At 74.0% G+C, this 24,063-nt stretch carries 21 protein-coding genes, 1 tRNA gene and 1 pseudogene; 14 read left to right on the forward strand and 9 right to left on the reverse strand.

Annotation, left to right across the window (positions count from 1 at the left end; translation table 11 throughout):
* The coding region (locus tag ACWDVG_RS18330; protein ID WP_451700285.1) for a beta-galactosidase at positions 1-938 on the forward strand (938 nt) is incomplete at its 5' end.
* Positions 939-1,016: 78 nt separating this feature from the next.
* Here ACWDVG_RS18330 and ACWDVG_RS18335 read toward each other — a convergent pair.
* From ACWDVG_RS18335 to ACWDVG_RS18345, 3 genes and pseudogenes are all read right to left on the reverse strand, one after another.
* Positions 1,017-1,463: an SSI family serine proteinase inhibitor gene (locus ACWDVG_RS18335; RefSeq protein ID WP_451700286.1), complete on the reverse strand. Its 447-nt coding sequence runs from the start codon at positions 1,461-1,463 to the stop codon at positions 1,017-1,019.
* 278 nt (positions 1,464-1,741) lie between these two features.
* Positions 1,742-3,112 (reverse strand): annotated as a pseudogene (locus ACWDVG_RS18340) (DHA2 family efflux MFS transporter permease subunit); the annotation flags it as partial.
* Between the two features lie 216 nt (positions 3,113-3,328).
* Complete coding sequence (locus tag ACWDVG_RS18345) at positions 3,329-3,799, reverse strand: MarR family winged helix-turn-helix transcriptional regulator (protein WP_451700287.1); 471 nt, start codon at positions 3,797-3,799, stop codon at positions 3,329-3,331.
* Between the two features lie 153 nt (positions 3,800-3,952).
* Between ACWDVG_RS18345 and ACWDVG_RS18350 the strand changes: the two genes are divergently transcribed.
* From ACWDVG_RS18350 to ACWDVG_RS18360, 3 genes are read left to right on the forward strand one after another with little or no spacing between them, the layout of a single operon-like run.
* Entirely contained in the window at positions 3,953-4,708 is a 756-nt protein-coding gene (locus ACWDVG_RS18350; protein WP_451700288.1) for a (Fe-S)-binding protein, read from the forward strand.
* Complete coding sequence (locus ACWDVG_RS18355) at positions 4,705-6,201, forward strand: lactate utilization protein B (protein ID WP_451700289.1); 1,497 nt, start codon at positions 4,705-4,707, stop codon at positions 6,199-6,201. The genes ACWDVG_RS18350 and ACWDVG_RS18355 overlap by 4 nt, the downstream gene beginning before the upstream one ends.
* Positions 6,198-6,839 carry a LutC/YkgG family protein gene (locus ACWDVG_RS18360; protein WP_451700290.1) on the forward strand — a complete coding sequence of 214 codons (642 nt, stop codon included), beginning with the start codon at positions 6,198-6,200 and terminating at the stop codon, positions 6,837-6,839. Before ACWDVG_RS18355 ends, ACWDVG_RS18360 begins: the two co-directional genes overlap by 4 nt.
* A gap of 73 nt (positions 6,840-6,912) precedes the next feature.
* Here ACWDVG_RS18360 and ACWDVG_RS18365 read toward each other — a convergent pair whose 3' ends face one another.
* Positions 6,913-8,346 (reverse strand): serine/threonine-protein kinase, encoded by a 1,434-nt coding sequence (locus tag ACWDVG_RS18365; RefSeq protein ID WP_451700291.1) that lies wholly within the window; start codon positions 8,344-8,346, stop codon positions 6,913-6,915.
* A 251-nt stretch (positions 8,347-8,597) separates the two neighbouring features.
* Here ACWDVG_RS18365 and ACWDVG_RS18370 point away from each other — a divergent pair, with 251 nt between their 5' ends.
* Both ACWDVG_RS18370 and ACWDVG_RS18375 read left to right on the forward strand, forming a co-directional pair.
* Positions 8,598-9,062 carry a DUF6003 family protein gene (locus ACWDVG_RS18370; protein WP_451700292.1) on the forward strand — a complete coding sequence of 155 codons (465 nt, stop codon included), beginning with the start codon at positions 8,598-8,600 and terminating at the stop codon, positions 9,060-9,062.
* Between the two features lie 11 nt (positions 9,063-9,073).
* Complete coding sequence (locus tag ACWDVG_RS18375) at positions 9,074-9,247, forward strand: hypothetical protein (RefSeq protein ID WP_451700293.1); 174 nt, start codon at positions 9,074-9,076, stop codon at positions 9,245-9,247.
* A gap of 144 nt (positions 9,248-9,391) precedes the next feature.
* Here ACWDVG_RS18375 and ACWDVG_RS18380 read toward each other — a convergent pair whose 3' ends face one another.
* Positions 9,392-10,243, reverse strand: a complete 852-nt coding sequence (locus tag ACWDVG_RS18380; RefSeq protein WP_451700294.1) for a DUF72 domain-containing protein — start codon at positions 10,241-10,243, stop codon at positions 9,392-9,394.
* 229 nt (positions 10,244-10,472) lie between these two features.
* Positions 10,473-10,546: transfer RNA gene (locus tag ACWDVG_RS18385), tRNA-Pro, on the reverse strand.
* A gap of 72 nt (positions 10,547-10,618) precedes the next feature.
* Here ACWDVG_RS18385 and ACWDVG_RS18390 point away from each other — a divergent pair.
* A complete protein-coding gene (locus ACWDVG_RS18390) occupies positions 10,619-11,191 on the forward strand; it encodes a DUF309 domain-containing protein (protein WP_451700295.1) in 573 nt (190 codons plus the stop codon).
* Between the two features lie 24 nt (positions 11,192-11,215).
* Here ACWDVG_RS18390 and ACWDVG_RS18395 read toward each other — a convergent pair whose 3' ends face one another.
* Complete coding sequence (locus tag ACWDVG_RS18395; RefSeq protein WP_451700296.1) at positions 11,216-11,605, reverse strand: DUF488 domain-containing protein; 390 nt, start codon at positions 11,603-11,605, stop codon at positions 11,216-11,218.
* A gap of 29 nt (positions 11,606-11,634) precedes the next feature.
* A complete protein-coding gene (locus ACWDVG_RS18400; RefSeq protein WP_451700297.1) occupies positions 11,635-12,237 on the reverse strand; it encodes a TetR/AcrR family transcriptional regulator in 603 nt (200 codons plus the stop codon).
* Between the two features lie 175 nt (positions 12,238-12,412).
* Here ACWDVG_RS18400 and ACWDVG_RS18405 point away from each other — a divergent pair, with 175 nt between their 5' ends.
* The 6 genes from ACWDVG_RS18405 to ACWDVG_RS18430 all read left to right on the forward strand — a co-directional run bounded on the left by ACWDVG_RS18405 (position 12,413) and on the right by ACWDVG_RS18430 (position 21,950).
* Positions 12,413-13,309, forward strand: coding sequence for a phosphatase PAP2 family protein (locus tag ACWDVG_RS18405; protein WP_451700298.1), 897 nt, complete (start codon positions 12,413-12,415; stop codon positions 13,307-13,309).
* Positions 13,306-14,349, forward strand: coding sequence for a DMT family transporter (locus ACWDVG_RS18410; protein ID WP_451700299.1), 1,044 nt, complete (start codon positions 13,306-13,308; stop codon positions 14,347-14,349). The genes ACWDVG_RS18405 and ACWDVG_RS18410 overlap by 4 nt, the downstream gene beginning before the upstream one ends.
* A 100-nt stretch (positions 14,350-14,449) precedes the next feature.
* Complete coding sequence (locus ACWDVG_RS18415) at positions 14,450-15,466, forward strand: SPFH domain-containing protein (protein WP_451700300.1); 1,017 nt, start codon at positions 14,450-14,452, stop codon at positions 15,464-15,466.
* The gene (locus tag ACWDVG_RS18420) at positions 15,463-16,386 is read left to right on the forward strand and encodes a hypothetical protein (protein WP_451700301.1); all 924 of its coding nucleotides are present in this window, start codon (positions 15,463-15,465) and stop codon (positions 16,384-16,386) included. The genes ACWDVG_RS18415 and ACWDVG_RS18420 overlap by 4 nt, the downstream gene beginning before the upstream one ends.
* Positions 16,387-17,016: 630 nt before the next feature.
* Positions 17,017-18,714 (forward strand): S8 family serine peptidase, encoded by a 1,698-nt coding sequence (locus tag ACWDVG_RS18425; protein ID WP_451700366.1) that lies wholly within the window; start codon positions 17,017-17,019, stop codon positions 18,712-18,714.
* Positions 18,715-18,926: 212 nt separating this feature from the next.
* Positions 18,927-21,950: an AAA family ATPase gene (locus ACWDVG_RS18430; protein WP_451700303.1), complete on the forward strand. Its 3,024-nt coding sequence runs from the start codon at positions 18,927-18,929 to the stop codon at positions 21,948-21,950.
* 48 nt (positions 21,951-21,998) lie between these two features.
* On the opposite strand, the gene ACWDVG_RS18435 is transcribed toward ACWDVG_RS18430, so the two are convergent.
* Positions 21,999-22,817 (reverse strand): caspase family protein, encoded by an 819-nt coding sequence (locus tag ACWDVG_RS18435; protein ID WP_451700304.1) that lies wholly within the window; start codon positions 22,815-22,817, stop codon positions 21,999-22,001.
* 114 nt (positions 22,818-22,931) lie between these two features.
* On the opposite strand from ACWDVG_RS18435, the gene ACWDVG_RS18440 reads away from it, so the two are divergent.
* Positions 22,932-23,891 (forward strand): DNA/RNA non-specific endonuclease, encoded by a 960-nt coding sequence (locus tag ACWDVG_RS18440; protein WP_451700305.1) that lies wholly within the window; start codon positions 22,932-22,934, stop codon positions 23,889-23,891.
* Positions 23,892-24,063 lie beyond the last annotated feature (172 nt).

A 24,063-nucleotide genomic window follows, 5' to 3' on the forward strand; every position in this document is an offset into this window, starting at 1 on the left:
TCCACGGCGGCACCAACTTCGGCTTCACCAACGGCGCCAACGACAAACACACCTACCGCCCCACCATCACCTCCTACGACTACGACGCCCCCCTCGACGAAGCCGGCGACCCCACCGACAAATACACCGCCTTCCGCAACACCATCGCCACATACGCCCCCGTCCCCGACGAACCCGCCCCCGCACCCGCCCCGAAGCTCTCCCTCCCGCCCCTCCGCCTCACCCACAGCGCGAGCCTCCTCGACCACGCCGACCTCCTCGGCACTCCCGTCACCGCACAGCGCCCCCTGACCATGGAGGAACTCGGCCAGGACTTCGGCTTCGTCCTCTACGAGACGACCCTCCCCCTCCACGGCCCCTGCCACCTCGACATCGAGCACGTCCGCGACCGCGCCCAGGCCTTCGTCGACGGGCAGCCCGTCGGCACCCTCGAACGCGAGCACCACGAGCACGCCCTCGCCTTCACCAGCCCCCGCTCCGGCGCCACCCTCACCCTCCTCGTCGAGAACCAGGGCCGCGTCAACTACGGCCCCGGCATCCACGACCGCAAGGGCCTCCTCGGCACCATCCGCATCAACGGCACCCCACCCACCACCTGGACCAGCCGCCCCCTCCCCCTCACCGACCCCGACGTCCTCCCCTACACCCCCACGGTCACGCCCCCGACCGGGCCCACCTTCCACACCGCCACCCTCCACGTCGCCACTCCCGCCGACACCCACCTCCACCTCGACGGCTGGACCAAGGGCAACGCCTGGATCAACGGCTTCAACCTCGGCCGCTACTGGTCCCGCGGCCCCCAACGATCCCTCTACGTCCCCGCGCCGGTCCTCCGCCCCGGCGCCAACACCCTCACCCTCCTCGAACTCCACGCCGGCCCCCACACCCCCACCGTCACCCTCCACGGCACCCCCGACCTCGGCCCCACCGAGGAATAACCGGCCCCTGACACCCGTCGAAGAGCCGGGCTCGGGTGCACCTCCGTGCACCCGAGCCCGGCTCTCGCGTCCGCCTCGTCAGAACGCGAACACCGCGCCGTCCGCCGTCCGGGCCCGCAGTTCGCACGGGTTGCCGTAGGTCGCCGACCAGGTGACGCGTCGGCCCTGCCAGACGCCGTCTCCGGTGAGCGTGACCGGGTTCCACTCGCGCGTGCACGGGCGGCCCTGCCGTAAGTCCGTGAGGCTCGCGAAGTCACCGCCCGCGGCGGCGAGTTCCGCGCAGGCGGCCTCCGGCGCGGGGTGGCTGCCGGCCGGTGCGGGGGCGCAGGTCAGGGTGACGGCGCGGACGACGGCGGCCGTCTCCGGGTCCGTACCGTGCCCGAGGGTGAGCACGAGCGCGGAGGGGGCGTAGAGGCTCGCGGGCGCCGCCTCGGCGGTGCCGGTGCCGGTGAAGGCGGTGCCGACGAGCGCGAGACCGGTCGCGGTGGCGAGCGCGGTGGCGCCGAGGGTGCGGAAGTAGCGCACGGAGATGTCCTTTCACGGGGTGACAGGAGGGGAGCGGGCCGATCGGCCGCAGAACGGAGTCTTCTCGATGCGGAGGGTGATCGCACATGCGGTCGCACTTTTCCGGCCGCGCGGCTCGCGGGCCCCCTACCGATTGGTCGTTCGGCCCGCTGGGCGGCCGTCGACGGCCCTTCCGGGCGCCTCTCCGAGAACGGACTCCCCTGGCTCGTACAAGCTCGAACGACCCGCTGACCTGCGCCGCAGCGGAAATGGTTCACCCTTGGACCGCGCACAAGGCTTCATGATCGTCCGGAATCCGTGCGACGGCCGTGCTGGACGTGGCCGGGGGCCCGCCGGACGCCGATGACGGCCAGGACGGCACCTGCCACGCAGAGGACACCTGCGGTCAGGACGGCGGTGTGGACGCCGTTCGTGAAGGCGTGGTGACTGCCCTCGACGATCGCCGACGCGAGCTGCGCGGGTGTGCCGGTGGCGATGGGCGCGACGCCCATGGCCACCGCGTCCTTCGCCTCCAGCAGCGCGGTCGCCGCGGGGGCGGGCACGCCCGCCGAGGTGAGCTCGCCGGTGAGGGTGGTGCCGACGCGGCCGGCGATGAGGGAGACGAGGACCGAGGTGCCGAGGGCGCCTCCGATCTGGAGGGCCGTGGCCTGCAGGCCGCCGGCGACACCCGCGTCCCTGACGGGGGCGTTGCCGACGATGGCGTCGGACGAGGAGGCCATCACCGTGCCGACGCCCAGGCCGAGGGCGATGAAGGGCGGCCACATGAGGCCGTAGGCGCTGTCCGCCTCCCAGGTGAGCATGGCGAAGCACGCGACGGCCTGCAGCACCATGCCGAGGGGCATGGTGAGACGCGGTCCGAACCGGTCCGTGAGCGCGGCGCCGAGCGGGGAGGCGACGACGGAGGCGAGACTGAGGGGAAGGGTGCGGACGCCCGCCTCGACCGGGGTGAAGCCGCGGACGTTCTGCAGGTAGATCATGACGAAGAAGATCACGCCGAGCAGGACGAAGAAGTTCAGCGCGGTGATGACCGTGCCGATGGTGAGGGCCGGGTTGCGGAACAGGCGCATCGGCAGCAGGGGCGAGGGGACCCGGCTCTGCCACCGGCCGAAGAGCACCAGGATCAGCAGTCCGGCGCCGATGGAACCGAGGGTGCCGCCGGAGGTCCAGCCCCAGGTCTCGCCCTTGACCACGCCGAAGACGAGTGCGAGGAGCCCTGCGGCGAGCAGGACGACACCGAGGACGTCGAACCTCTCCTTCGCGGCGTGTTCGTTCCTGCTCTGCGGGAGCACGGCCGCGCTGAAGGCGAGGGCGGCGACGCCGATGGGGGCGTTGACGTAGAAGACGGACTCCCAGCTGACGTGCTGGACGAGGAAGCCGCCGACGATGGGGCCCAGAGCGGTGGAGACCGAGGAGACCATGGCCCAGACGCCGACGGCCATGCCGAACTTCTTCGGCGGGAAGACGGCGCGCAGGAGGCCGAGGGTGTTGGGCATCAGCAGGGCGCCGAAGAAGCCCTGGAGGGCACGGAACGCGATGACGCCCTCGATGGAGCCGGCCAGGCCGATGGCGACCGAGGCGAGGGTGAAGCCCGCGACGCCCACCAGGTAGAAGGTGCGGCGGCCGAAGCGGTCTCCGAGCTTGCCGCCGATCCGATGCGGCGGGAGGGGAGTGGGACGGTTCGGCCAGGGTGCCGGCGGAGGCCATGGGTGTGTGTTCTTTCGTCGGGAGGAAACGCCGAGCCGGCGCACGGCGTCGTCGGACGCTCGGCTGCGACGGGCGGGGAGGAAGGGGTACGCAGGCCCGGCAGGTTCATCGGGCACACCGAGGTGTGGGCCCGACGAACCTGCCGGGAACACCGAAGGGCTTCAGCGTGCGGTGTGCAGGTGCTCCGTGAGTGACTGGAGGGAGCCCAGGGCGGAGCCGAGGGCGTCGAGCTCGCCGTCGGTCATCGTCCGCAGGAAGTGCGCGGCGTGCTCTCCCATGAGCTGCGTGACCTCCCCGAGCCGCTGCCGCGCGGCCGGGGTGAGGTGCAGGTGGGCGATCCGCTTGTCGGCGCCGTCCTGGCGGCGTTCGAGGAGTCCCTGCTCGGTGAGCTGGGTGACCAGCGCGCTGACGTTGTTCGGCTTCATCCGCACCGCCGCGGCGGCCTCACGGACCGTGGTGCCGCCGTGGGTCTCGACGTACCGCAGCAGGGTGAGCTGGGCGTCGGAGGGCTTGGGATGAGGGTAGTGCCGGTCGACGTGCCGTTCGAGGGCCCGGGCCAGCGCGGGCAGGCAACCCGCGAGGCCGAGGGCCAGGCGGGTGATGTCCTGTTCGGACGCGGCGGACGACGGCATGCCCCCCACATTAGATATGCCGAGATACCTATGCCAAAAGACAGCGATGTCGCCTCGGCCCGGCCGCTGCCGCACTACACTCCCCGGGGCGACGGCGCCGCCCGGCCGGGACGCGGCCGCCGCCCGACTCGACCCCGCCCCGAGGAACTGCCGATGCGCGTCGCCCTCTTCGCCACCTGCGTCAACGACGCGGTGTACCCGTCCACGGCCGTCGCCACCGTCCGGCTCCTCGAACGGCTCGGCGTGGACGTCGACTTCCCCGCCGGGCAGACCTGCTGCGGCCAGCCGCAGTACAACACCGGCTACCGGCGGGAGACGGAACCCCTGGTGCGTCGTACGGCCCGGGTCTTCGAGGGCTACGACCACGTCGTCTCCCCCTCCGGCTCCTGCGTCGCCATGATCCGCGACGCCTACCCCCGGATCGGCGGCAAGGCCCGGGCCGAAGGACGCGGGGAGACCCTCACCCGGGCGTCCGAGTCCCTTGCGCCCAGGACGTACGAGCTGACGGAGTTCCTCGTCGACGTCCTCGGCGTGACGGACGTCGGCGCGTACTTTCCCCACACCGTGACCTACCACCCGTCCTGCCACGGCCTGCGCGTGCTCGGCCTCGGCGATCGCCCACGGCGGCTCCTGGCGGCGGTGAAGGGGTTGGAGCTGGTGGAGCTGCCGGGCGCGGAGGAGTGCTGCGGCTTCGGCGGCACCTTCGCGGTGAAGAACCCCGCCGTGTCGACCGCCATGGGCGCCGACAAGATCCGCAACTCCCTGGCCACCGGCGCCGAGGTGCTGTGCGGGGCGGACAACTCCTGCCTGATGCACCTCGGCGGGATGCTGCGCCGCCAGGACGCCCCGCAGCGCACCCTGCACCTCGCCGAGATCCTCGCGAGCACGGAAGAGGAGCCCTGCGCATGAGCAGGACCTTCATCGGCATGCCGGCCTTCCCGAAGGCCGCGCACGAGGCCGTACGGAACCACACCCTGCGGGCGAACCTGCGCCACGCCACCCACACCATCCGCGACAAGCGGGCGGTCGCCGTGGCCGAACTCGACGACTGGGCGGAGCTGCGCGAGGCGGGGAAGCAGATCAAGGACCGGACGCTCCGTCACCTCGACGCTCACCTGGTGCAGTTGGAAAGAGCGGTGACCGCGGCGGGCGGCAGCGTGCACTGGGCGGCGGACGCGGCCGAGGCCAACCGGATCGTCACCGAGCTGGTGCAGGCGACCGGCCGGAGCGAGGTCGTCAAGGTCAAGTCGATGGCCACGCAGGAGATCGGGCTCAACGAGCACCTGGAGGCCGAGGGCATCCGCGCCTACGAGACCGATCTCGCCGAGCTGATCGTGCAGTTGGGGGAAGACCGGCCCTCGCACATCCTCGTCCCCGCCATCCACCGCAACCGCGGCGAGATCCGCGACATCTTCCGCGACCGCATGGGGACATGGGGCCGCCCGGCCCCGGACGGACTCTCCGACTCCCCTGCCGAACTGGCGGAGGCGGCCCGGCTGCACCTGCGGGAGAAGTTCCTCCGCGCCAAGGTCGGCATCTCCGGCGCCAACTTCATGGTCGCCGAGACCGGCACCCTCGTCGTCGTCGAGTCCGAGGGCAACGGCCGCATGTGCCTCACCCTCCCCGACACGCTGATCTCCGTCGTCGGCATCGAGAAGGTGGTCCCCACCTGGCGGGACCTGGAGGTCTTCCTCCAGACCCTCCCCCGCTCCTCGACGGCCGAGCGGATGAACCCGTACACGAGCATGTGGACGGGGACGACGGACGGCGACGGTCCGAGCACCTTCCACCTGGTCCTCCTCGACAACGGGCGCACCGGCGCCCTCGCCGACGAGGTCGGCCGACAGGTGCTGCGCTGCATCCGCTGCTCCGCCTGCCTCAACGTCTGCCCGGTGTACGAGCGGGCGGGCGGCCACGCGTACGGCTCCGTCTACCCGGGCCCGATCGGTGCCGTCCTCACCCCCCAACTCCGCGGCGCGCAGAGCGAGATCGATGCCTCGCTGCCGTACGCCTCCTCCCTCTGCGGCGCCTGCTACGACGTCTGCCCCGTCGCCATCGACATCCCGGAAGTCCTCGTCCACCTCCGCGAGAAGGTCGCCGGCCAGGGCGGAAAGGGACACCTTCTGGAGAAGGCCGCCGTCAGGACGGCCACCTGGGTGCTCGACCACCCCGCCGCCCTCGCAGCGGCCGAGCGCGCGGTCTCGAAGACCCGTGCCCTCCACCCGAGGAAGCTGCCCGGTCCCGGTGCGCGGCAGTGGACGGAGAGCCGCGACCTGCCGGAGCTGCCCGCCGAACCGTTCCGCGACTGGTGGAGGAGGAACCGCACGGAAGGCCGTCCGGAAGGCCGTCCGGAAGGCCGCACAGAAGATCGCAGCAAAGGTCACACAGGGGATCCCGCATGAGCCAGAACTCCCGCGACCGGATTCTCGGCCGCATCCGGCACGCTCTCGCCGACGCGCCCCCGGCGGCGGAACCCGCGCGCGACTACCTCGTTTCCCACGTGTCCGACGACCCTGCCGCGCTCCTGGACCTGCTGCACGAGAATCTCACCGACTACCGCGCCACGGTGCACCGCACCACCGAGCCCGAACTCGCCGCCGTGCTTGCGCAGTTGCTCGACCGTCATGACGTTCGTACGCTCGCGGTCCCCCCGGGCCTGCCCGCGGACTGGCTGTCCGCGACGACGGCGGAGCAACGACCTTACGAGCACGCCGTCCTGACCCTGGACGAGCTCGACGCCACGGACGCCGTCGTCACCACCTGCGCTCTGGCGATCGCCGAAACGGGCACGATCGTTCTGGACGCCGGCCCCGGCCAGGGTCCCCGCGTCCTGACCCTCGTCCCGGACCTGCACATCTGTGTCGTCCGTGCCGACCAGGTCGTCGCCTCCGTCCCGCAGGCCGTGTCCCGGCTCGATCCCGTCCGTCCGCTCACCTGGATCTCGGGCCCGTCCGCCACGAGCGACATCGAACTCGACCGCGTCGAGGGCGTCCACGGCCCGAGACGACTGGATGTGGTGCTCGTCGGCCACGGGGAATGAACCGGCTGGTGCGGGTGCGGCGACGGTGATCGCGAGCCGGCAGGACGGCCGTTGTCCAGGGGCCGCGGCGGTGTCACCGCGCGTGTCTGCCCATGGGCGGCTTCTGCTTCCCTTTTCGCTCCTCACCCTTCCCGGGGGCCGGCCCTGCTGCTCCCGGACCGGTCGCCCGGTCGCGGTGCCGCTCCGCGAGGCCAGGAGCCGACGGTGCCCGGCTGTCGCCCGCCGCGCCCCTGGAGTCGGCGGTCCGCCGGTCCCCGGTGGACGCGGGGGACCGGGACGGGGTCGCGGCGGCGGCTTCGGTCGGCGGAGCGGGCGAGGCGGTCGCTCCGGTCGGGGAGGACGGCTGGGTCGTGGCGGGACGCGAGGGAACGGGCACGGCGTTCTCCGCCTCGGCGGACGGCCCGCCCACCGAACCGGACAGTCCGACGCCGAAGACGGTCAGTGCCGCACCGGCGGTCACCAGGATCCGGGCGGCCCGGCGTTGGGCGGGCCGGTCGGAAGCGGATCGCGCGGGCACCGGCTCACCGTGTGCGGGGACGGCGATGGCCCCCACAGCCGCGCCTGCCCCGTGCGACCGCAGCGTGTCCGCATCCCGTTCGTCGGCGCCGTCCTCGCCCGTCAGGGGCGGAGCCGCTCGTACGGAGGATCCCGCGGCCACGTCGACCTCTCTCGCGAAGTCCTCCGCCGCCAGGGCGGCCAGGGCACGCTCACAGGCCCGGGCGTCCGGTCGGCGGCTCTCGTCCGCGTCGGTCATGGCCGCCAGGAGTTCCACGACGGCCGCCGGTATGTCCGGCGGCATGACCGGGGGACGGTTCAGGCGAGCCATGGCGGCCTCCAGCGGCGCCCCGTCGTACTCCAGTTCACCCTTGATCGACTCGATGAGCACCAGCCCCAGGCTGTAGATGTCCGCGGCCGACCCGGCGCCCCGGCCCAGCACCTGCTCCGGGGCCATGTACGCGGCGGTGCCCACCAGCGCGCCCGTCACGGTCTGAGCCGTGGTGCCGAGCAGCCGGGAGATGCCGAAGTCCGTCAGGCGGGGGGCGCCCGCCTCGTCCAGCAGGATGTTGGCGGGCTTGACGTCCCGGTGGACGACTCCGGCCTCGTGCACATGGGCCAGCGCCGAGGCCAGCGCGGCTCCGATGCGGCACGCCTCGACGGGCGCCAGCGCGGCCGCCGCGATCCGTCGGCGCAGCGTCGTACCCCTGACCAGTTCCATCACCAGGTAGGGCGTTCCGTCGTCCCGGCCGCTGTCGTACACGGTGATCAGGCCGGGGTGCTGCAGCTGCGCCAGCAGTCGGCCCTCGCCGTCGAACCGCTCCTCCGTGTCGGCCGTACCGCCCGGGCGGAAGACCTTCACGGCGACCGGCCGCCGCAGCCGCAGGTCCACGCCCTCGTACACGTCGGCGGCGCCGCCGCGGCCGAGCAGGTCGTCGAGCCGGTAACGTCCCGCCACCACCTGGGCGGTGAGCCGGAGGTCCGGTCGGTTCGGCCACGAGCGGACTTTCATCACTGCGCTCCCTGCGTCCCGTTGTCACCCGCCGTCCTCCGCCCGCCCACGTGTGCGCTGCCGAGGGCACGCCCGACCGCGTGGTGGCGAGCACCAGGTGCACGTGTGCCCCCTCAGCCGCCGGTCATCCCCCGGTCCCGCACATGGGGTCGTGGACGGAGGGACGAACGCCGTTTCGGCCGTGATGGCTTGCGCAGGAGGGGGTAGGCGAGGTCGGACACACGACCATCGCGTCTGCGAAGGAGACGAACATGACCGACGACGCCTACCTGTTCCTCGTGGACGACCCGGCGACCCCGCTGGGCGCCCCCGTCACCGCGGTGGGTGACCTGGAGTGCCTGGAGACGCCCGCCGTACGGGCCTGGCTCGACGCGCACGGTGTCGCTGCCGCTTCCCCGGCCGTCCGACTGCTGCCGCCGGAGGAGACGGGCGCCATCCCCGAGGGGGCGGAGAAGGTGCCCGTCCCGTTGAGCGACGACGAGTTGAACCGGCTGCGCCACGCACTGATGCCGGGCGCCCTGGCCCGCGTGGAGGAGGAGCTGCTGGCCTACCGCGACTGCGCGGGCGAGCGGGACGCCCTCCTGGCGCGGGCCACGGCCGCCGGGGTCCCGCCGCACCGCATCGTCGAACTCACCGGCGAGGACGCCCGGACCGTGGCATCGGCGGCGGCCCAGGGGCAGGACCGTCCGTCGGGTCCCGGGCCGCGACAGCGGTGAGGGGGAGCAACATGACGACCGAGGAGACGCGCACGAAGCTCCAACAGCTGGAGAACCGGCTCACCGAGCGCACCCCGCCCCCGATCGAGGGCCAGACCCGCCTCCCCCTCCCCCCGTCCGCCCGGCCGGACGACCCCTGCGCCCACCAGCCCCGGACGCACGCAAGGCCGCCCTCTCACGGATGAGAGAACGGCCTCCGACCTGCGTTTCCGCCCAGTCGGGACGACAGGATGTGGAGCTGCGCCCCTTTGACCCCCGGATGTGCAGGTGACCCGGATTGTCCGGCGGTTCCGCAGGCAGCGTGCCCACCGCCGGGCCGGAGGCCCGCTTCAGGAACCCGCCAATAGACCGAGCAGCGTCTCGGAGGCTCGTACGGCGGCGTCTCCGCAGCAGTTGTTGAACAGCACGTGCACTTGCTCGGCCCGGTCCGCCAGGAAGCGTAGGCGCGGCAGCCATGCGGCCAGTTCCTCCCGCGTGTAGGTGTGGCGGAAGCGATCCTCCTTGCTTCCGGTCCCCCAGGCGGCGCTGCGACCATGAAAGCGGACCACGGCGAGCCTTGGGGACGTGACGGGGGTGACGCGGGGCATCGAGGTGGGCAGGCCTTGGGCAGTGTCCACGGCCACCGCGGTGGCGTCCAGGTCCCTCAACAGGGCGGCTGTTCGCTCCCGCCGGTCCTCGCGCCACCAGTCGGGATGGCGGAACTCCACGGCCATCGGCCAGTGGTACGCCCGTTTCCTGGTCGCATGGAGCACGTTCTCGGCCCGCGCGCCCGGCGCGAACCACGGAGGGAACTGAAACAGTACGGCGCCCAGTCGGCCGGTCTCGCGCAGCGGCCGCAGGGCCGCACCGAAACGGTGCCAGACCTCGTCGAGCAGCTCCGGGTCCCCGAGGTCGTGGCCGCGAAGGTCCGGGGGCAGGGCCTCCTTGCGAGTCGGATGGCCGGTGAGGAGGGAGAACGCCTTGACGTCGAACCGGAAACCCGGCGGCGTACGTTCGGTCCAGAGCACGCTGTTGCGCACGCTGGGGAGAGCGTAGTAGCCGGCATCGACCTCCACGACGGAGAAGCGCTCGGCGTAGTGCCGCAGCCTCCCCTCCGCATCACGCCGCCCGGCCGGATACCATCCGCTGGCGACCAGCGCCTTGTCCGTCCATGAACACGTCCCGATCAGCAGCTCGCCCATACCGGCCGTCCCTTCGTCACGGCCCGTTTACCCCATGAGCCGGGCTTGGCGCTCCACTGCGCCGGCTCCCCGAGGTTCCCGTCGGGACGAGTGCCCGTTCCTCTCATCGAGCAGCGGACCAGCCCCGGCCCGAACGTGCGACCACACTGCGACCACCACATCCCCGGACACACCAAAGGCCGCCCTCTCATTGTTGAGAGAACGGCCTCCGACCTGCGTTTCCGCACAGTCGGGACGACAGGATTTGAACCTGCGACCCCTTGACCCCCAGTCAAGTGCGCTACCAAGCTGCGCCACGTCCCGGTGCTCGTCCCCCTCCGGCGTCTCCCCCGGCGGCGGCGTGCAAGAGAACATTACCTCACTCCGCGGGCCGTCATGACACACGGGTTGTCACGCGTCGCAGGTGGTGGGCGTGCGGGTGGGGAGAATGGAGGGGTGGAGCGGACATCGAGGGAGAGCGGCAGGGATCGTGACGCGGAGGGGCGTGCGCGGAGCGCGCGGCCGCGGGACGGGTTGGGGCGGCCGTTGCCGTACGGGGCGGAGGGGGTGCCTCGACAGCCCGAGGGGGTCGTGCGCGGGCCCGGCGAGACGGTGCGGGAGGCGCAGCGGCTGCTGGACGCCGGGATGCCGTTCCACGCGCACGAGGTCTTCGAGGACGCCTGGAAGTCGGGACCCGGGGAGGAGCGGGACCTGTGGCAGGGGCTCGCGCAGCTGTGCGTCGGACTGACGCACGCCGCCCGGGGCAATGCCGGAGGCGGGGCGCGGTTGTTGCGGCGCGGGGCCGACCGGGTCGCGGGGCTGGGGGCCGGGGTCCCTTCGTACGGGATCGATGTCGACGGTCTCGTCGGGTGGGCGCGGCGGCTCGCGGAGCGGCTGGAGGTGCCGGGGGCCGAGGTGCCGGACGCGGCGGCGGAGGCCCCGCGGCTGCGCCCGGCGGGCGTCGGCTGAAGGTCCCCGAGGGCCCCGTCGGCCTCAGGAAAGTTCCCGCTCCAGTACGGAGGTGTGGCTGGCGGCCGGGTCCTTCGCGGCGGTCAGCAGGGTCACCGTGCCGCGGGCGGCGAGGGCGCGGAGGGCGTCGAGGGCCGCGGCGGCCTCCGGGGCGGCGAGCTCGGCCTCGTACCGGCGGCAGAACTCCTCGTACGCGCCCTCCGTGCCGTGGTACCAGCGGCGCAGCTCGGTGGAGGGGGTCAGCGCCTTGGGCCACTCGTCGACGCGGGCGTCGGTCTTCTTGAGGCCGCGCGGCCAGAGCCGGTCGACGAGGACGCGGACGCCGTCGTCAGGTGCGGGGTCGTCGTAGACGCGGCGGACGCGGACGCGGGAGGTGTCGGGGGTACCGGAGGTCCCGGTGGCGCGGGCGGACATGGTTCCAGGGTGCCGGACGGCGCCCGCGCTCACCCGTCGACGCGCAGCGCCGGCAGGAGGACGGCGTCGACGAAGGTGCGCATGGTGGAGGCCTCTGCGAAGCGTTCCTCGAAGAGGCGCTCGACGCGGAGCATCCCGAGGAAGCTGGGCGCGACGCAGGCGATGGCGGGGTTGTCGGCCTCCAGCTCGCCGCGCTCGACGGCGCGGGCGAGCACCGCGTCGATGGCGGCGACCTCGGGGGCGATGACGGTCTCGCGGAGCGCGGCCCGCAGGTCGGGGTGCTGGACGTACGCCTGCGCGACGGCCTCCATGAGTTCGGCGTCGGGCTCGCGGTGCGAGGCGGCGATGCGGGCGGCCTCCCGGAGGTCACCGGCGAGGCTGCCGGTGTCGATCCCGGCGAAGACGGTGCAGCGGCGGCTGGCCAGGGCGGCGGTGACGAGCTGCGGCTTGGTGCCCCACTGGCGGTAGAGGGTGGCCTTGCCGCACTTGGTGCGGGCGGCGACGCCCTCCATGGTCACGGAGTCGTAGCCACCCTCGCGGAGGAGGCGGATCACCGCGTCGTACAGCTCCGCCTCGCGCTCGGGCGTGATCTTGCTGCGACGGGCTGCGGCGGTCGCGGCCTGCGTGGACATCGATTCCTCCCGGTCACCCCGGACTCCGGACACCTCTGCACATACGAGAGTAGGGGGCGCACAATCGAGACGCAAACGTATCGAGACGTTTGCGTCTCGATGAATTCGGATCTACGCTTCCTCCGTTTGTTGCGATGTGACGGATTTACTGACGACGGATCAGAGGGGCCGCGCGATGGCTGCCGGGATACGCGGGATACGAGGACCACGTCCTGCAGGACCGGGGGCGACGGCTACCCCCGACGAGGGGGCGCCGGCCGAGCACGGGGATCCCGAGCCACCACCGGACGGGGGCGGGGCCGCTCGGCCGCCGCTCCTGCGCGAGCTGCTCCTCGTCACGGCCCTCTTCCTCGTCTACAAGCTCGGCCGGCTGTTCGCGAACGGCCACGAGGCCCGCGCCTTCGACAACGCCGACCACGTCTGGGCCGCCGAGCGCGCCGTGCGCCTGCCCGGCGAGGAGGCCGTGCAGCAGCTGCTGCTGCACGGCGAGCCGCTGATCCGCGCGGCGAACACGTACTACGCGGCCGTGCACTTTCCGGCCACCCTCGCCTTCCTCGCCTGGCTCTACTGGCGCCGCCCCGCCCATTACGTGTGGTCGCGCCGGGTCCTCGCCCTCCTCACCGGGGCCGCGCTCGCCCTGCACCTGCTGATGCCGCTCGCGCCGCCGCGGATGCTGGCCGCCACCGGTCTCGTCGACACGGCCCGCGTCTACGGCCCCTCCGTCTACGGGGCGACCCCCGAGACGGACTCGATGGCCAACCAGTTCGCGGCGATGCCGTCCCTGCACTTCGGCTGGGCGCTGATGGTCGCGATCGGCCTGATCGCCGCCACCCGCTCCCGGTGGCGGGTGCTCTGGCTGCTGCACCCGCTGGTCACCCTGCTCGTGATCGTGGGCACGGCCAACCACTACTGGTTCGACGCGCTGGCCGCCGCCGCCCTCCTCGGCCTCGCACTGCTCGCCGTCCGTGCTCCGCGCGACCACGCGACGGCTCCGGCCCGCGCCGCCGCCTCGGCTCTCCCTCAGGGACCTGCCCCGACCCCCGCCTTCGTCCCGACCGGAGCGCGGCGATGAGCCACACCGTCGGCACCCTGCTCGCGGTGCTGCTGTCCCTCGTCTCCGCCGCGGGGTACGCGCTCGCCGCCGTCGCCCAGTCCCGGCTCGCGGCCTCCGCCTCCTCGGCCTCCGCCACGCCGTCGCGCGACGGACGGGGAGCGCTGCGCGCGCTGCTCCGCCGCGGCCAGTGGTGGTGGGCGGTCGGCCTCAACGCCGCCGGAGCCCTGGCCCACGTCGCGGCCCTCCACTACGGGCCGCTGACGCTGGTCCAGCCGCTCGGCGCGCTGACGCTGGTGGCGGCCCTGCCGCTGGGCGCCGCCTCCGCGCGGCGGCGGGTGACGAGGACCGAGTGGCGCGGCGCCCTGCTCACGCTCGCCGGTCTCGTCGGCCTCGTCGCGGTGACCGGCCCGGCGGAGCCCGGCGAGGCGCTGACCCCGGCCGAGTCCCTGGTCGTCGCCGCGGTGACGGCGCTCCTGATCGCCGCCCTCGCCTCCGGGCGCGGCCACGCCCCCACCTCCGGGCTCGGTCACGCCACCGCATCCGGGATCGCGTCCGGGGTCGGATCGGCGCTGACGCAGACGCTCACGGCCGCCCTGGCGCTCACCCTGCCCGGCGGGCCGCCGACGTGGTGGCAGACCGCGCTGCTCGCGGTGCTGATCTCCGGCTTCGCGGTGGGCGGGCTGCTGCTGTCCCAGGCGGCGTACCGGGGCGGGCTCGCGGCCCCGCTGGCGGTCGTCAACCTCTCCAATCCGGCCGCCGCCGCGGTGATCGGCGTGGCCCTGCTCGGCGAGACCTTCCGCGCGGGCGCGTGGGGCTGGCTGGTGGCGGCCGCCGCCGCGCTGGTCGCGGCACGCGGGGTGGTGCTCCTGACGAAGGGGGGCGCGCCCGGTCCCGTACGGGAGGAGGCCTCCGCCGTACGGGACGCGGGAGGCGCCGGAGAGGGCCGGCAGGCCGCACGCGCACCGGCCACACGTCGGCAGGAGGAGGCGGTGCCGTTGGTGGCCGTGGCCCGCGTGGGCGACCTCGCGGCGGCGACGGAGGCGGAGCTCGTGCGCTGATCCCGGCCGCCCGGAGCACCCAGGGACCGGACCCATAGTGTCACCTTGACGAAAATACGCACCACCACCTAGTGTCAAGGTGACGACAAGGGGGTTCTCCATGGCCGACATCACCCGGCGGGCCGGCTGGCGCCATCTGCGTTCCGCGCCCACGGCCCACATCCGCCACCAGCGCCGCGGCAGGCTCGTCCACGACGGCGAGGGGCTCAGCTTCTGGTTCCGGCCGCTGACGGCCGCGCTGTCCGAGGTGCCGGTGAACGACCGGGAACTCGCCATGGCCTTCCACGCCAGGACCGCCGACTTCCAGGACGTGAGCGTCCAGTCCACCGTCACGTACCGGATCGGCGACCCGGCCGCCGCCGCCACCCGGCTCGACTTCTCCATCGACCCGGACACCGGCGCCTGGCGCGGCACCCCGCTGGAGCAGATCGCCACGCTGCTGACCGAGACCGCGCAGCAGCACGCCCTCGACGTCCTGGCCCGCACGGCGCTCGCCGCCGCGCTCGTCGACGGGGTGGCGGCCGTACGGGACCGGATCGCGGACGGCCTCGCCGCCGAACCGCGCCTGCCCGCCACCGGCATCGAGGTGGTCGCCGTCCGGGTCGTCGCCATCCGGCCCGAACCCGAGGTCGAGCGCGCGCTGCGGACCCCGGCCCGCGAGCAGATCCAGCAGGAGGCCGACCGGGCCACGTACGAGCGGCGGGCCGTCGCCGTCGAACGGGAACGCGCCATCGCCGAGAACGAGCTCGCCAGCAAGATCGAGCTCGCCCGCCAGGAGGAGCGGCTCGTCGAGCAGCGCGGCACCAACGCGCGCCGCGAGGCCGAGGAGTCCGCCGCGGCCGACGCCGTACGCGCCGAGGCCGAGGCCGTACGGAAGGTCCGCCTTGCGCGGGCCGAGGCGGAGGCGGCGCGGGAGATCGGCGCGGCGCGCGCCGGGGCTCAGACCGCGTGGCTGCAGGCCCATGCCGAGGCCGACCCGGCGGTCCTGCACGCCCTCGCGGTCACCCGCGCCGCGGAGAACCTGCCGCGCATCGAGCACCTCACCCTCACCCCCGACGTCCTGACCGGACTGCTCGCCAGGCTGGGCGGCGGCGAGGGCGGCGGGGCCCGGCCGTGAGCCTCGCCCCCCGCGCGGTGCTCGTGCACCGGACGACGGAGTACGAGGAGCTGCTCGCCCGGCACGGGACGCACGGACAGGCCGCGTTCTTCCTGTCGGCGCGCGGCCGCTCCGTCGACGAGGTGCGCGAGCGGCACGAGCGCGCCCACCGGGCACTCGCCGCGGTCGCGGCGGCGGTGCCGCTCGCCTGGCGCCGCACGCGGGTGGAGCGGGCGGATCTGGACCGGTTCCTGTTCGGGCCCGAGGACGTCGTGGTCGTGGTCGGCCAGGACGGGCTGGTGGCGAACGCGGCGAAATACCTGACGGGACAGCCGGTCGTCGGCATCGACGCCGACCCGGGGCGCAATCCGGGCGTCCTCGTCCGCCACCGGGCGGCGGACGCCCGGCGGCTCCTGCCGCACGCGGCGGGGGCGGACGCGGCGGCCGACGAGCTGACGATGGTGGCGGCCGCCACCGACGACGGACAGCGACTGCTGGCCCTCAACGAGATCTACGTCGGCCCGCCCGGCCATCAGACCGCGCGCTACACGCTCGCCTCGGGTGGTACGGAGCCGGGCACGCGTGCCGGTACGGGCTCCGCGCCCGAGGCGCAGGCCTCCTCAGGGGTGCTCGTGGGCACCGGCACGGGCGCGACGGGGTGGCTGCGCTCCCTGTGGGAGCAGCGTTCCAGCACGCTCGCCCTACCGGCTCCGGCCGACCGGCGGCTCGCCTGGTTCGTCCGGGAGGCGTGGCCCTCGCCGGCCACCGGAACCAGCCGGGTCGAGGGCCTGCTCGGACCGGACGAGTCCCTGCGGCTCACCGTGGAGTCGGACCACCTCGTCGCCTTCGGGGACGGCATCGAATCGGACGCCCTGCGGCTGACGTGGGGCCAGACCGTCCGCCTCGCGGTGGCGGAGGACCGGCTGCGGCTCGTGGGCTGAGGGGCGCCGGGGGGGGAGCCCACCGGGCAGTCGGCTCGCGGTGCTGGGGACGGTACAGGGGCGACGGCGGGGGGGGCGGCGCGGTGGTGCGCGGCTCCTGCCCCGGCACCCCTCCCCCGGAGAAAGCGCAGGCAGACGGGCCGGAGTGCCCTCAGGGGCGGCTCCCGCGGAGCCCTCGCGCCACCCCCGTCACATGCCCCTCACCGCACCCCCGCCCGCCGGTGAGGGGTGACAAGGGTTTTCCCCGTATCGGGTTCACCTGCCCGTTGCCTACTGTCCTCCGCACCGGCAGATATCATCCCCCGGACCGCACCCTGACAGGTGCATGCGGAGGGTGGTGTCCGCCGGTGGCGGCCTTGACCCGGGCCGTCGCGCCGGTGGCGGCGCACGGGCCCCCCAAGCCCAGGGAACGACGGACGCGACCCCACTACGCCCCGTGGCTCCCGCGCCGCCGCCACTGCTCCGCAGCTACGTCGTACTCGAAAGGGCCACACCTTGAACGGTTCCAGGCGGAGAGTCATATCCGTGGTCGCGAGCGCCGCGATCATCGGCGCCGCTGTCACCACCTCCGGGGCGTTCGCCGCCGCCCCGGGCGCTGCCACCCCGAAGCCGGTTCCGGCTTCCCAGGCGATGACCGCGCTTCCCAGCGCTCCGGTGGAGAAGGTCATCGTCACCTACAAGAGCCAGGCCGCCGAGGCCGGCTCCAACACCGCCGCGAAGTCCGACGCGGCCGAGAAGGCCGCGAAGACGGGCGAGCAGCTCTCCTTCGAGCGCCGCCTCGCCGGCGGTGCCGCCCTGGTCGACCTGGGCGACAGCGCCACCAAGCAGGACGTGACGGAGGTCATGGACGCGTTCCGCGCCGACCCGTCCGTCGCCTCGGTCGAGGCCGACATCCGTGCCTACGCGATGGCGGTCACCCCGAACGACACCGACTACGCCAAGCAGTGGGACCTCTTCGAGGCCACCGGCGGCATGAACGTTCCCGCGGCCTGGGACAAGACGACCGGCTCCGGCGTGACCGTCGCCGTCATCGACACCGGCTACGCCGCACACAGCGACCTCGCGGCCAACACCGTCGCCGGTTACGACTTCATCTCCACCTCCTCCGACGCCCGCGACGGCAACGGCCGCGACGCGGACGCGAAGGACGAGGGCGACTGGAACGCCACGGACGGCGAGTGCGGCACCGGTTCCCGCGCCTCCAACTCCTCCTGGCACGGCACCCACGTGGCCGGCACCATCGGCGCCGTCACGAACAACACCAAGGGCATCGCGGGCATCGCCTACGGCTCGAAGGTCCAGCACGTCCGCGTGCTCGGCAAGTGCGGCGGCTCGTCCTCGGACATCGCCGACGCCATCACCTGGGCATCCGGCGGCTCCGTCCCGGGCGTCCCGGCCAACGCGACCCCGGCGAAGGTCATCAACCTGAGCCTCGGCGGCGCCAGCGCCTCCTGCCCGAGCGTCTACCAGACCGCGATCAACGGCGCCGTCTCGCGCGGTACCACCGTCGTCGTCGCCGCAGGCAACAGCAACGCCAACACCTCCGGCTTCACGCCCGCGAACTGCTCGAACGTCATCACCGTGGCGTCGACCAGCCGCGAGGGCAACCGGTCGTACTACTCCAACTACGGCACCCTGGTGGACGTGGCCGCTCCCGGTGGCGAGACCCGCCGCGCGACCGACACGCCCGGCACCGTCACCACCCCCGAGAACGGCATCTACTCCACGCTGAACTCGGGCACGACGACCCAGTCGGCCGAGAACTACAAGCCCTACCAGGGCACCTCGATGGCCGCGCCGCACATCGCCGGCCTCGCCGCGCTGCTCAAGTCGGCCAAGAGCACCCTCACCCCGGCCGAGATCGAGTCCGCGATCAAGACCAACGCCCGTCCGCTCCCCGGCACCTGCACCGGCGGCTGCGGCACCGGCATCGCCGACGCGGCGAAGACCGTGAACGCCGTCACCGGCACCACCCCGCCGACCGGCACCGTCTTCACCAACGACACCGACGTCACGATCTCGGACAACACCACCGTGTCGTCCTCGATCGCCGTCACCGGCCGCACCGGCAACGCGCCCGCCGCCCTCAAGGTCGGCGTGGACATCAAGCACACCTGGCGCGGGGACCTGGTCATCGACCTCGTCGCCCCCGACGGCACCGTGCGCAACCTGAAGGCGTCCTCCTCCTCGGACAGCGCCGACAACGTCCTCACGACGTACACGGTCGACGCGTCCAGCGAGGTCGCGAACGGCACCTGGAAGCTTCAGGTCCGCGATGTGGCCTCGGGTGACACCGGCTACATCAATTCCTGGAGCCTCACCTTCTGATCCACCGCTCAACCACCCCCCACATCAGCATCATTGCTGGTCAGCGACGCGCTCGTGGTCTACACCACGGGCGCGTTCTGGCGTGTGGGAGCGCGTCCGCGCGGGGCCCCGTGTCCGTATGCCGGACAAGGGGCCTGGACTCGGGCGGTGGTCTCCGTATTCTCTGCGCACGGGGCTCATGGGCGGGACCCGAGGGCCGGAGGTGGTGGACAGTGACGACAGCGCCGCACCGGCCTGCGCCGGTGGGCCGGGAGGAACTCCTCGCCCGCCTGGAACGCGTCCTCCACAACCGGGGGCGCGCCCTGCTCACGGGGCCCGCGGGCGTCGGCAAGACCGAGGTCGCCCTCGCCGAGGCCGCACGCGCCGAGGCCCGCGGCGAGACCGTGCTCTGGCTGGCGACCCTCCCCTCCGACCGCGAGATACCCGGCGCGGCGGCGGCCGCCCTGGTCGCCTCGGTCGCCTCCGCGGCGACGTTCGTGGCGCCGACCGCTCCGCCCGCGGGCGGGCTCGGCTGCGAGCACACCGAGGCGCCGGCCGAGCCCGCTCTCGGCGGCTTCGGTGCCGCCGTCCCCGGCGTGCTCACCTCCCAGGTCTTCGACGAACTGCCGGGGCCGCAGCGCACCGCCGTCGCGATGCTCTGCCGCGAGGCCCCGATCGACGCGGGCGGCTGGGACCCCATCGCGCTCCGGCTCGGCATCGCGCGCATCCTGCGCAACCTCACCTGCCACGGCCCCGTGCTCGTCGTCGTCGACGGCGTGCAGCACATCGACGCGGACAGCGCGGACCTGCTCCGCTTCGCGCTCCACCTGGCGCCCCCGGCCCTCCGGGTGGTCGCCGTCGAGACCCCGGAGCCGTACGGGGAGGTCGTCGACCCGCCGCGGGAGCAGGCCCCCGCTGCGTACGGCAAGCCCTACGGGGAGGCCCACCGCGCTCCGCACGGCCGCTCGCACGCCGCCCCGTACCGCGAGGCGCACCGGCCCGAGGACCCGCGCGCCACCCACCTCTGGGTGCCGTCGGAGGCCGACGTGCTGCTCGTGCCGCCGCTCCAGGCCGACGAGATCGCCGAACTCCTCATCCACCACCGGCTGCCGTCCCGGATGGCCGGCCGCATCCACCGCGCCAGCGGCGGCAACCCGCGGCTGGCGCTCGCCGTCGGCCGTTCCCTCGCCGACGCGCGGACGCCCGTCCACCACGCCGAGGCGCTGACGCTCTCCGGGCGCGCCCGCGACCTGGCCCGCCAGCTGCTGGGCGCGGCGCCCCCGCCCGTACGCGAGACGCTGCTGCTCGCCGCGCTGGCGCTGCGGCCCTCGGCGACGCTGGTCCGGCGGGCCGGGCGGGCGAACGCCGAGGCGGACCTCGCGGCGGCCGAGCGGGCCGGTCTGGTGTCGCTCGCCGAGGACGGTTCGGTGACGTTCACCGCCGGGCTGCTGCCCTCCACGCTGGTGCACGACGCCTGTTGGGCCGAGCGCAGCGCCGGGCACGCGGCCCTGGCGGCGGTCGTGGACGACCCGGTCGAGGCCGTACGCCACCGGGCGCTCGCCACCGACAGCCCGGACGAGGACCTGGCGGCGGAGGTCGCGGCGGCCGCCGAACTCGCCCGGCGGCGCGGGAACAGCGCGCTCGCCGCCGAACTCGCGCTGCTCGCCGCGGAGTCGACGCCCGGGCGGAACGGGACGCGGCGGATCGCGCGGCTCGCCGACGCTGCCGAGGAGGCCGCCCGCGCGGCCCGCGCCGACCTCGCGATGCGGGCCGCCACCGATCTGCTGGCCCGCGACGCGGAGCCCGCCGACCGGGTGCGGGCGCGGCTCGCCGTGCTCGACACCGCCGGGCAGGGCCTGACGGGCCTCGACGAGATGTACGTCCACGCCATGGAGGACTCCGAGGGCGACACCGCGCTGCGGGCCGCCGTGCAGCTCCGGCTGGCCGTCAAGTACGTCCTGGCGGACGGCGATCCGCACCGCTCGCGCGCCGCCGCCGTCGAGTCGGCCGCCCTGGCCGCCTCGATGGGCGACCCCCGGACGGCCGCGCAGGCACTGACCGTACAGGCGCGGATGGAGCGGGCGCTCGGCTCCCCGGACGCGGAGACCGTCCTCGCGCAGGCCCGCGCCCTGGAGCTGGCCGAGCGGCCCCTGGGCATCCGCAACGCGGCCCAGATCCTGACGATCCGTCACGCCCTCTTCGACGACCGGCTCTCGGACGCCAGGGACGAACTGAACGCGCTGCTGCCGCTGGTGCAGCGGCGGGGCTCGGTGGAGGACACGATCGAGCTGTTCTCGACGCTCGCCGCGATCGAGTCGCGCCGGGGCGCGTGCGCCGCCGCCCTCGCCCACGCGGGCCAGGCGCTCGCCCTGACCCTGGAGGCGGGCCTCTCGCCCGGTCCTGCCTGGTACACGCTGGCGCTCGCGGAGACCGCGGGCGGCAGCTTCGGCCGGGCCGCGAGCTACGCCCGCCGCAGCGTCCAGGCCTCGGAGGAGGAGGGCGACCGGGTCTTCCTCTCCCGCAGCCTGTACGCGCTGGGCCGCGTCCAGCTGATCAACGGTGACGTGGCCGCCGCCCTGGAGACCCTGCGCCGGGTGCAGGCCGACGAGCGGGCCCAGTCGACCGTGGACCCGTCGATGCTGCGCTGGCACGAGGAGCTGGCCGAGGCCCTGCTCGCCAACGACGCGGGCGACGAGGCCCTCGCGCTGCTCGACGAGGTGCGGCCGGTGGCCCGGCGGCTCGGGCGCGACACGGTGCTCCTCGGCTGCGACCGCGCGCACGCCCTGTGCCTGGCCGCGGACGGGCGGACGGACGAGGCGGCGGAGCTGCTGACCCGCACGGCCGAGAGCTTCGGGCAGGCGGGGCTGCCGCTGGAGCGGGGCCGGGCACTGATCGCGCTGGCCCGGGTGGAGCGGCGCAGACGGCGCCGTTCGGCCGCGCAGAGCGCCCTGCACACGGCGGCCTCGGTCTTCGAGCGGGCGGGGGCGGCGCCCTGGCTGGCCCTGGCGAGCGAGACCCCGGCGGTGGAGGTCGGGCCCGGGCCGGTCGCCGGGAGCGAGGAGGCGCCGTCCGCGCTCTCCTCGCTGACGGAGGCGGAGCTGCGGCTCGCGCGGCTCGTGGGGCAGGGGGCGAGCAACCAGGAGGCGGCGGCGAAGCTGTACCTGAGCGTGAAGACGGTCGAGGCGCGCCTCACCCGCATCTACCAGAAGCTCGACGTCCGCTCCCGGGCGCAGCTGGCGACGGCGCTCCGGCCCTAGGCCGTCTCTTCCGGATCTTGCCGGGCTCCCGACGCCCGGCGGTGCGGGTCAGACGGTGAACGGCCGCTGGTTCAGGAACTCCTCCGACGGCGAGCCCGTCACGTACAGGTTGGGGCTCTGGGTCGGGGGCAGCCTGCGCTGGATCGCGCGGTGGAAGGCGCGGTAGCCGCCCCGGAACGCGCCGCCGTCCCAGACCTTGAGGAGGGCTCCGGTGAAGGCGCCGTTGACCGGGCCGTCGAGGGCGACCTGGTTGTCCTGGCAGGCGGAGACGAGGAGCGAGGCGGGCCCGGTGCCGCGCCGCCCTTCCTCCGCCGCGGCCTTCTCCAGGGCGCGCCGGACGTCGTCGTAGCGGTCCCGGTCGCGGTCGGCGAGCGCGCGGGCGAGGTGCTCGGGGAGGTACCGGCCGGCGGGGCCGTCCCGCTGCACGTCGGGGATCTCGATGCTGCTGCCGCTGTGGCAGCAGTCGAAGACGGCGACGATCCGTACGTCGTCGGCGAAGGCGCGGAAGGCGTGCTGGACCTCGTCGTCGAGGAACTGGCGGTCGTGGAGGACGAGGGTCTCGTCGAGCGCGTCGGGCTCGACGTCGGGGCCGGCGGTGTCGGGGAGCTGGCCGCCGTGGCCCGAGTAGGTGAACAGCAGGACGTCCCCGGCACGGAGCCGGCCGGCGGCGTCATGGAGGGCGTCCGCCAGACGGGCGGAGGTGCCGTCCGCGGTGAGCAGGGTCGTGGGGGCGAATCCGGCGGCGCCGGCGAGCGCCGCCATGTCACGGGCGTCGTTCTCGCAGGCGAGGAGGGCGCCGTCCCAGCCGTCGTACTGGTCGGGGTCGACCGCGTTCAGGCCGAGGTGGAGCGAGAGTCCGGTGGTCATGAGGGCCTCCTTGGGGGGAGGGGAGGGAGGCCGGGGCGTCTGCCGGGGGCGGCTGATCGAGTGGCCTGCGGTCCGGCGCCGAGCGCGACCCTCTCCACGCGGTACTTACATCGTATGAACCCTTCCGACCGTCCGCCTTCTCCGCCGCCCGCGTCGCCCGGCTCGTCCCCCGGCGCCCCGCACGGCTCGCCGTCGGCCTCCGGGGCGCCCCCGGAGCCGTCCCGGCAGGCCCGCGCATCCTCGCTCGCCGACCGCACCGGTTACGACGAGGGCTTCCTCGGGCCCGTCGTGCCCCTGCCCCTCCCGGTCCGGCCGACGGTCCGGACGGTGATCCTGCCGTACACGCACTTCACCGTCGCCTTCCGGCCCGACCGGCGCCTCGCCGCCTCGACCGCCGTCTGCATCGAGGGCCGCGAGCTCCTGGAGGACGTACCCCGCGACGACGTCTGGGAGTTCGACCCCCGGCTGCCGGAGGAGGAGCAGGCCGGGAACGAGATCTACCGGAACAACAGCCTGGACCGGGGGCATCTGGTCCGGCGGCTCGATCCGGTGTGGGGTCCGGCCGCGACGGCCCGGCAGGCCAACACCGACACCTTCCACTACACCAATTCGGCACCGCAGTCGGACGTGTTCAACCAGGGCAAGCAGCTCTGGCAGGGCCTGGAGAACTACCTCCTCGACCACGCGGCCGAGTTCGACCGGAAGCTGACGGTGCTGACCGGCCCGGTGCTCCAGGACTCCGACCCTCCCTACCGGGGCATCCAGGTGCCGCTGCGGTTCTGGAAGGTGGCCGCGTTCATGCAGGACGGGGCGCTCGCGGCGAGCGCGTACGTCCTCGACCAGAGCCCCGATCTGAGCCGGGAAGCGGAGGGGGCGCTCACCGGGGCGACGGCGGGCGCGCCGCCGCCGCTGGGGCCGTTCCGCACGTACCAGGTGCCGGTCTCGGACGTCGCCGAGATCACAGAGCTGGAGTTCGGGCCGCTGCCGGACGTGGACGTGATGCCGCTGCCCCGCGCCCCCGAGGAGCGATGGCGCCGCCTGGAGTCGTTCGACGACATGGTGCTGCACCCCTGACGCGGTGGCCGCGCCGCCGACGCGCGGCCACGCGCCCGACACCCGCGGCCGCACCGCTGACGCCGCGGCCCCGCGCCTGACACCGCGGCCACGCCCCCGACACCCGCGGCCACCGATTGCGACCGTTCCCGGCCGGTGAAACGATGGAGATCGTCAGACAGTTCGCCTGATG

Source organism: Streptomyces sp. NPDC003327 (genome assembly GCF_053589515.1).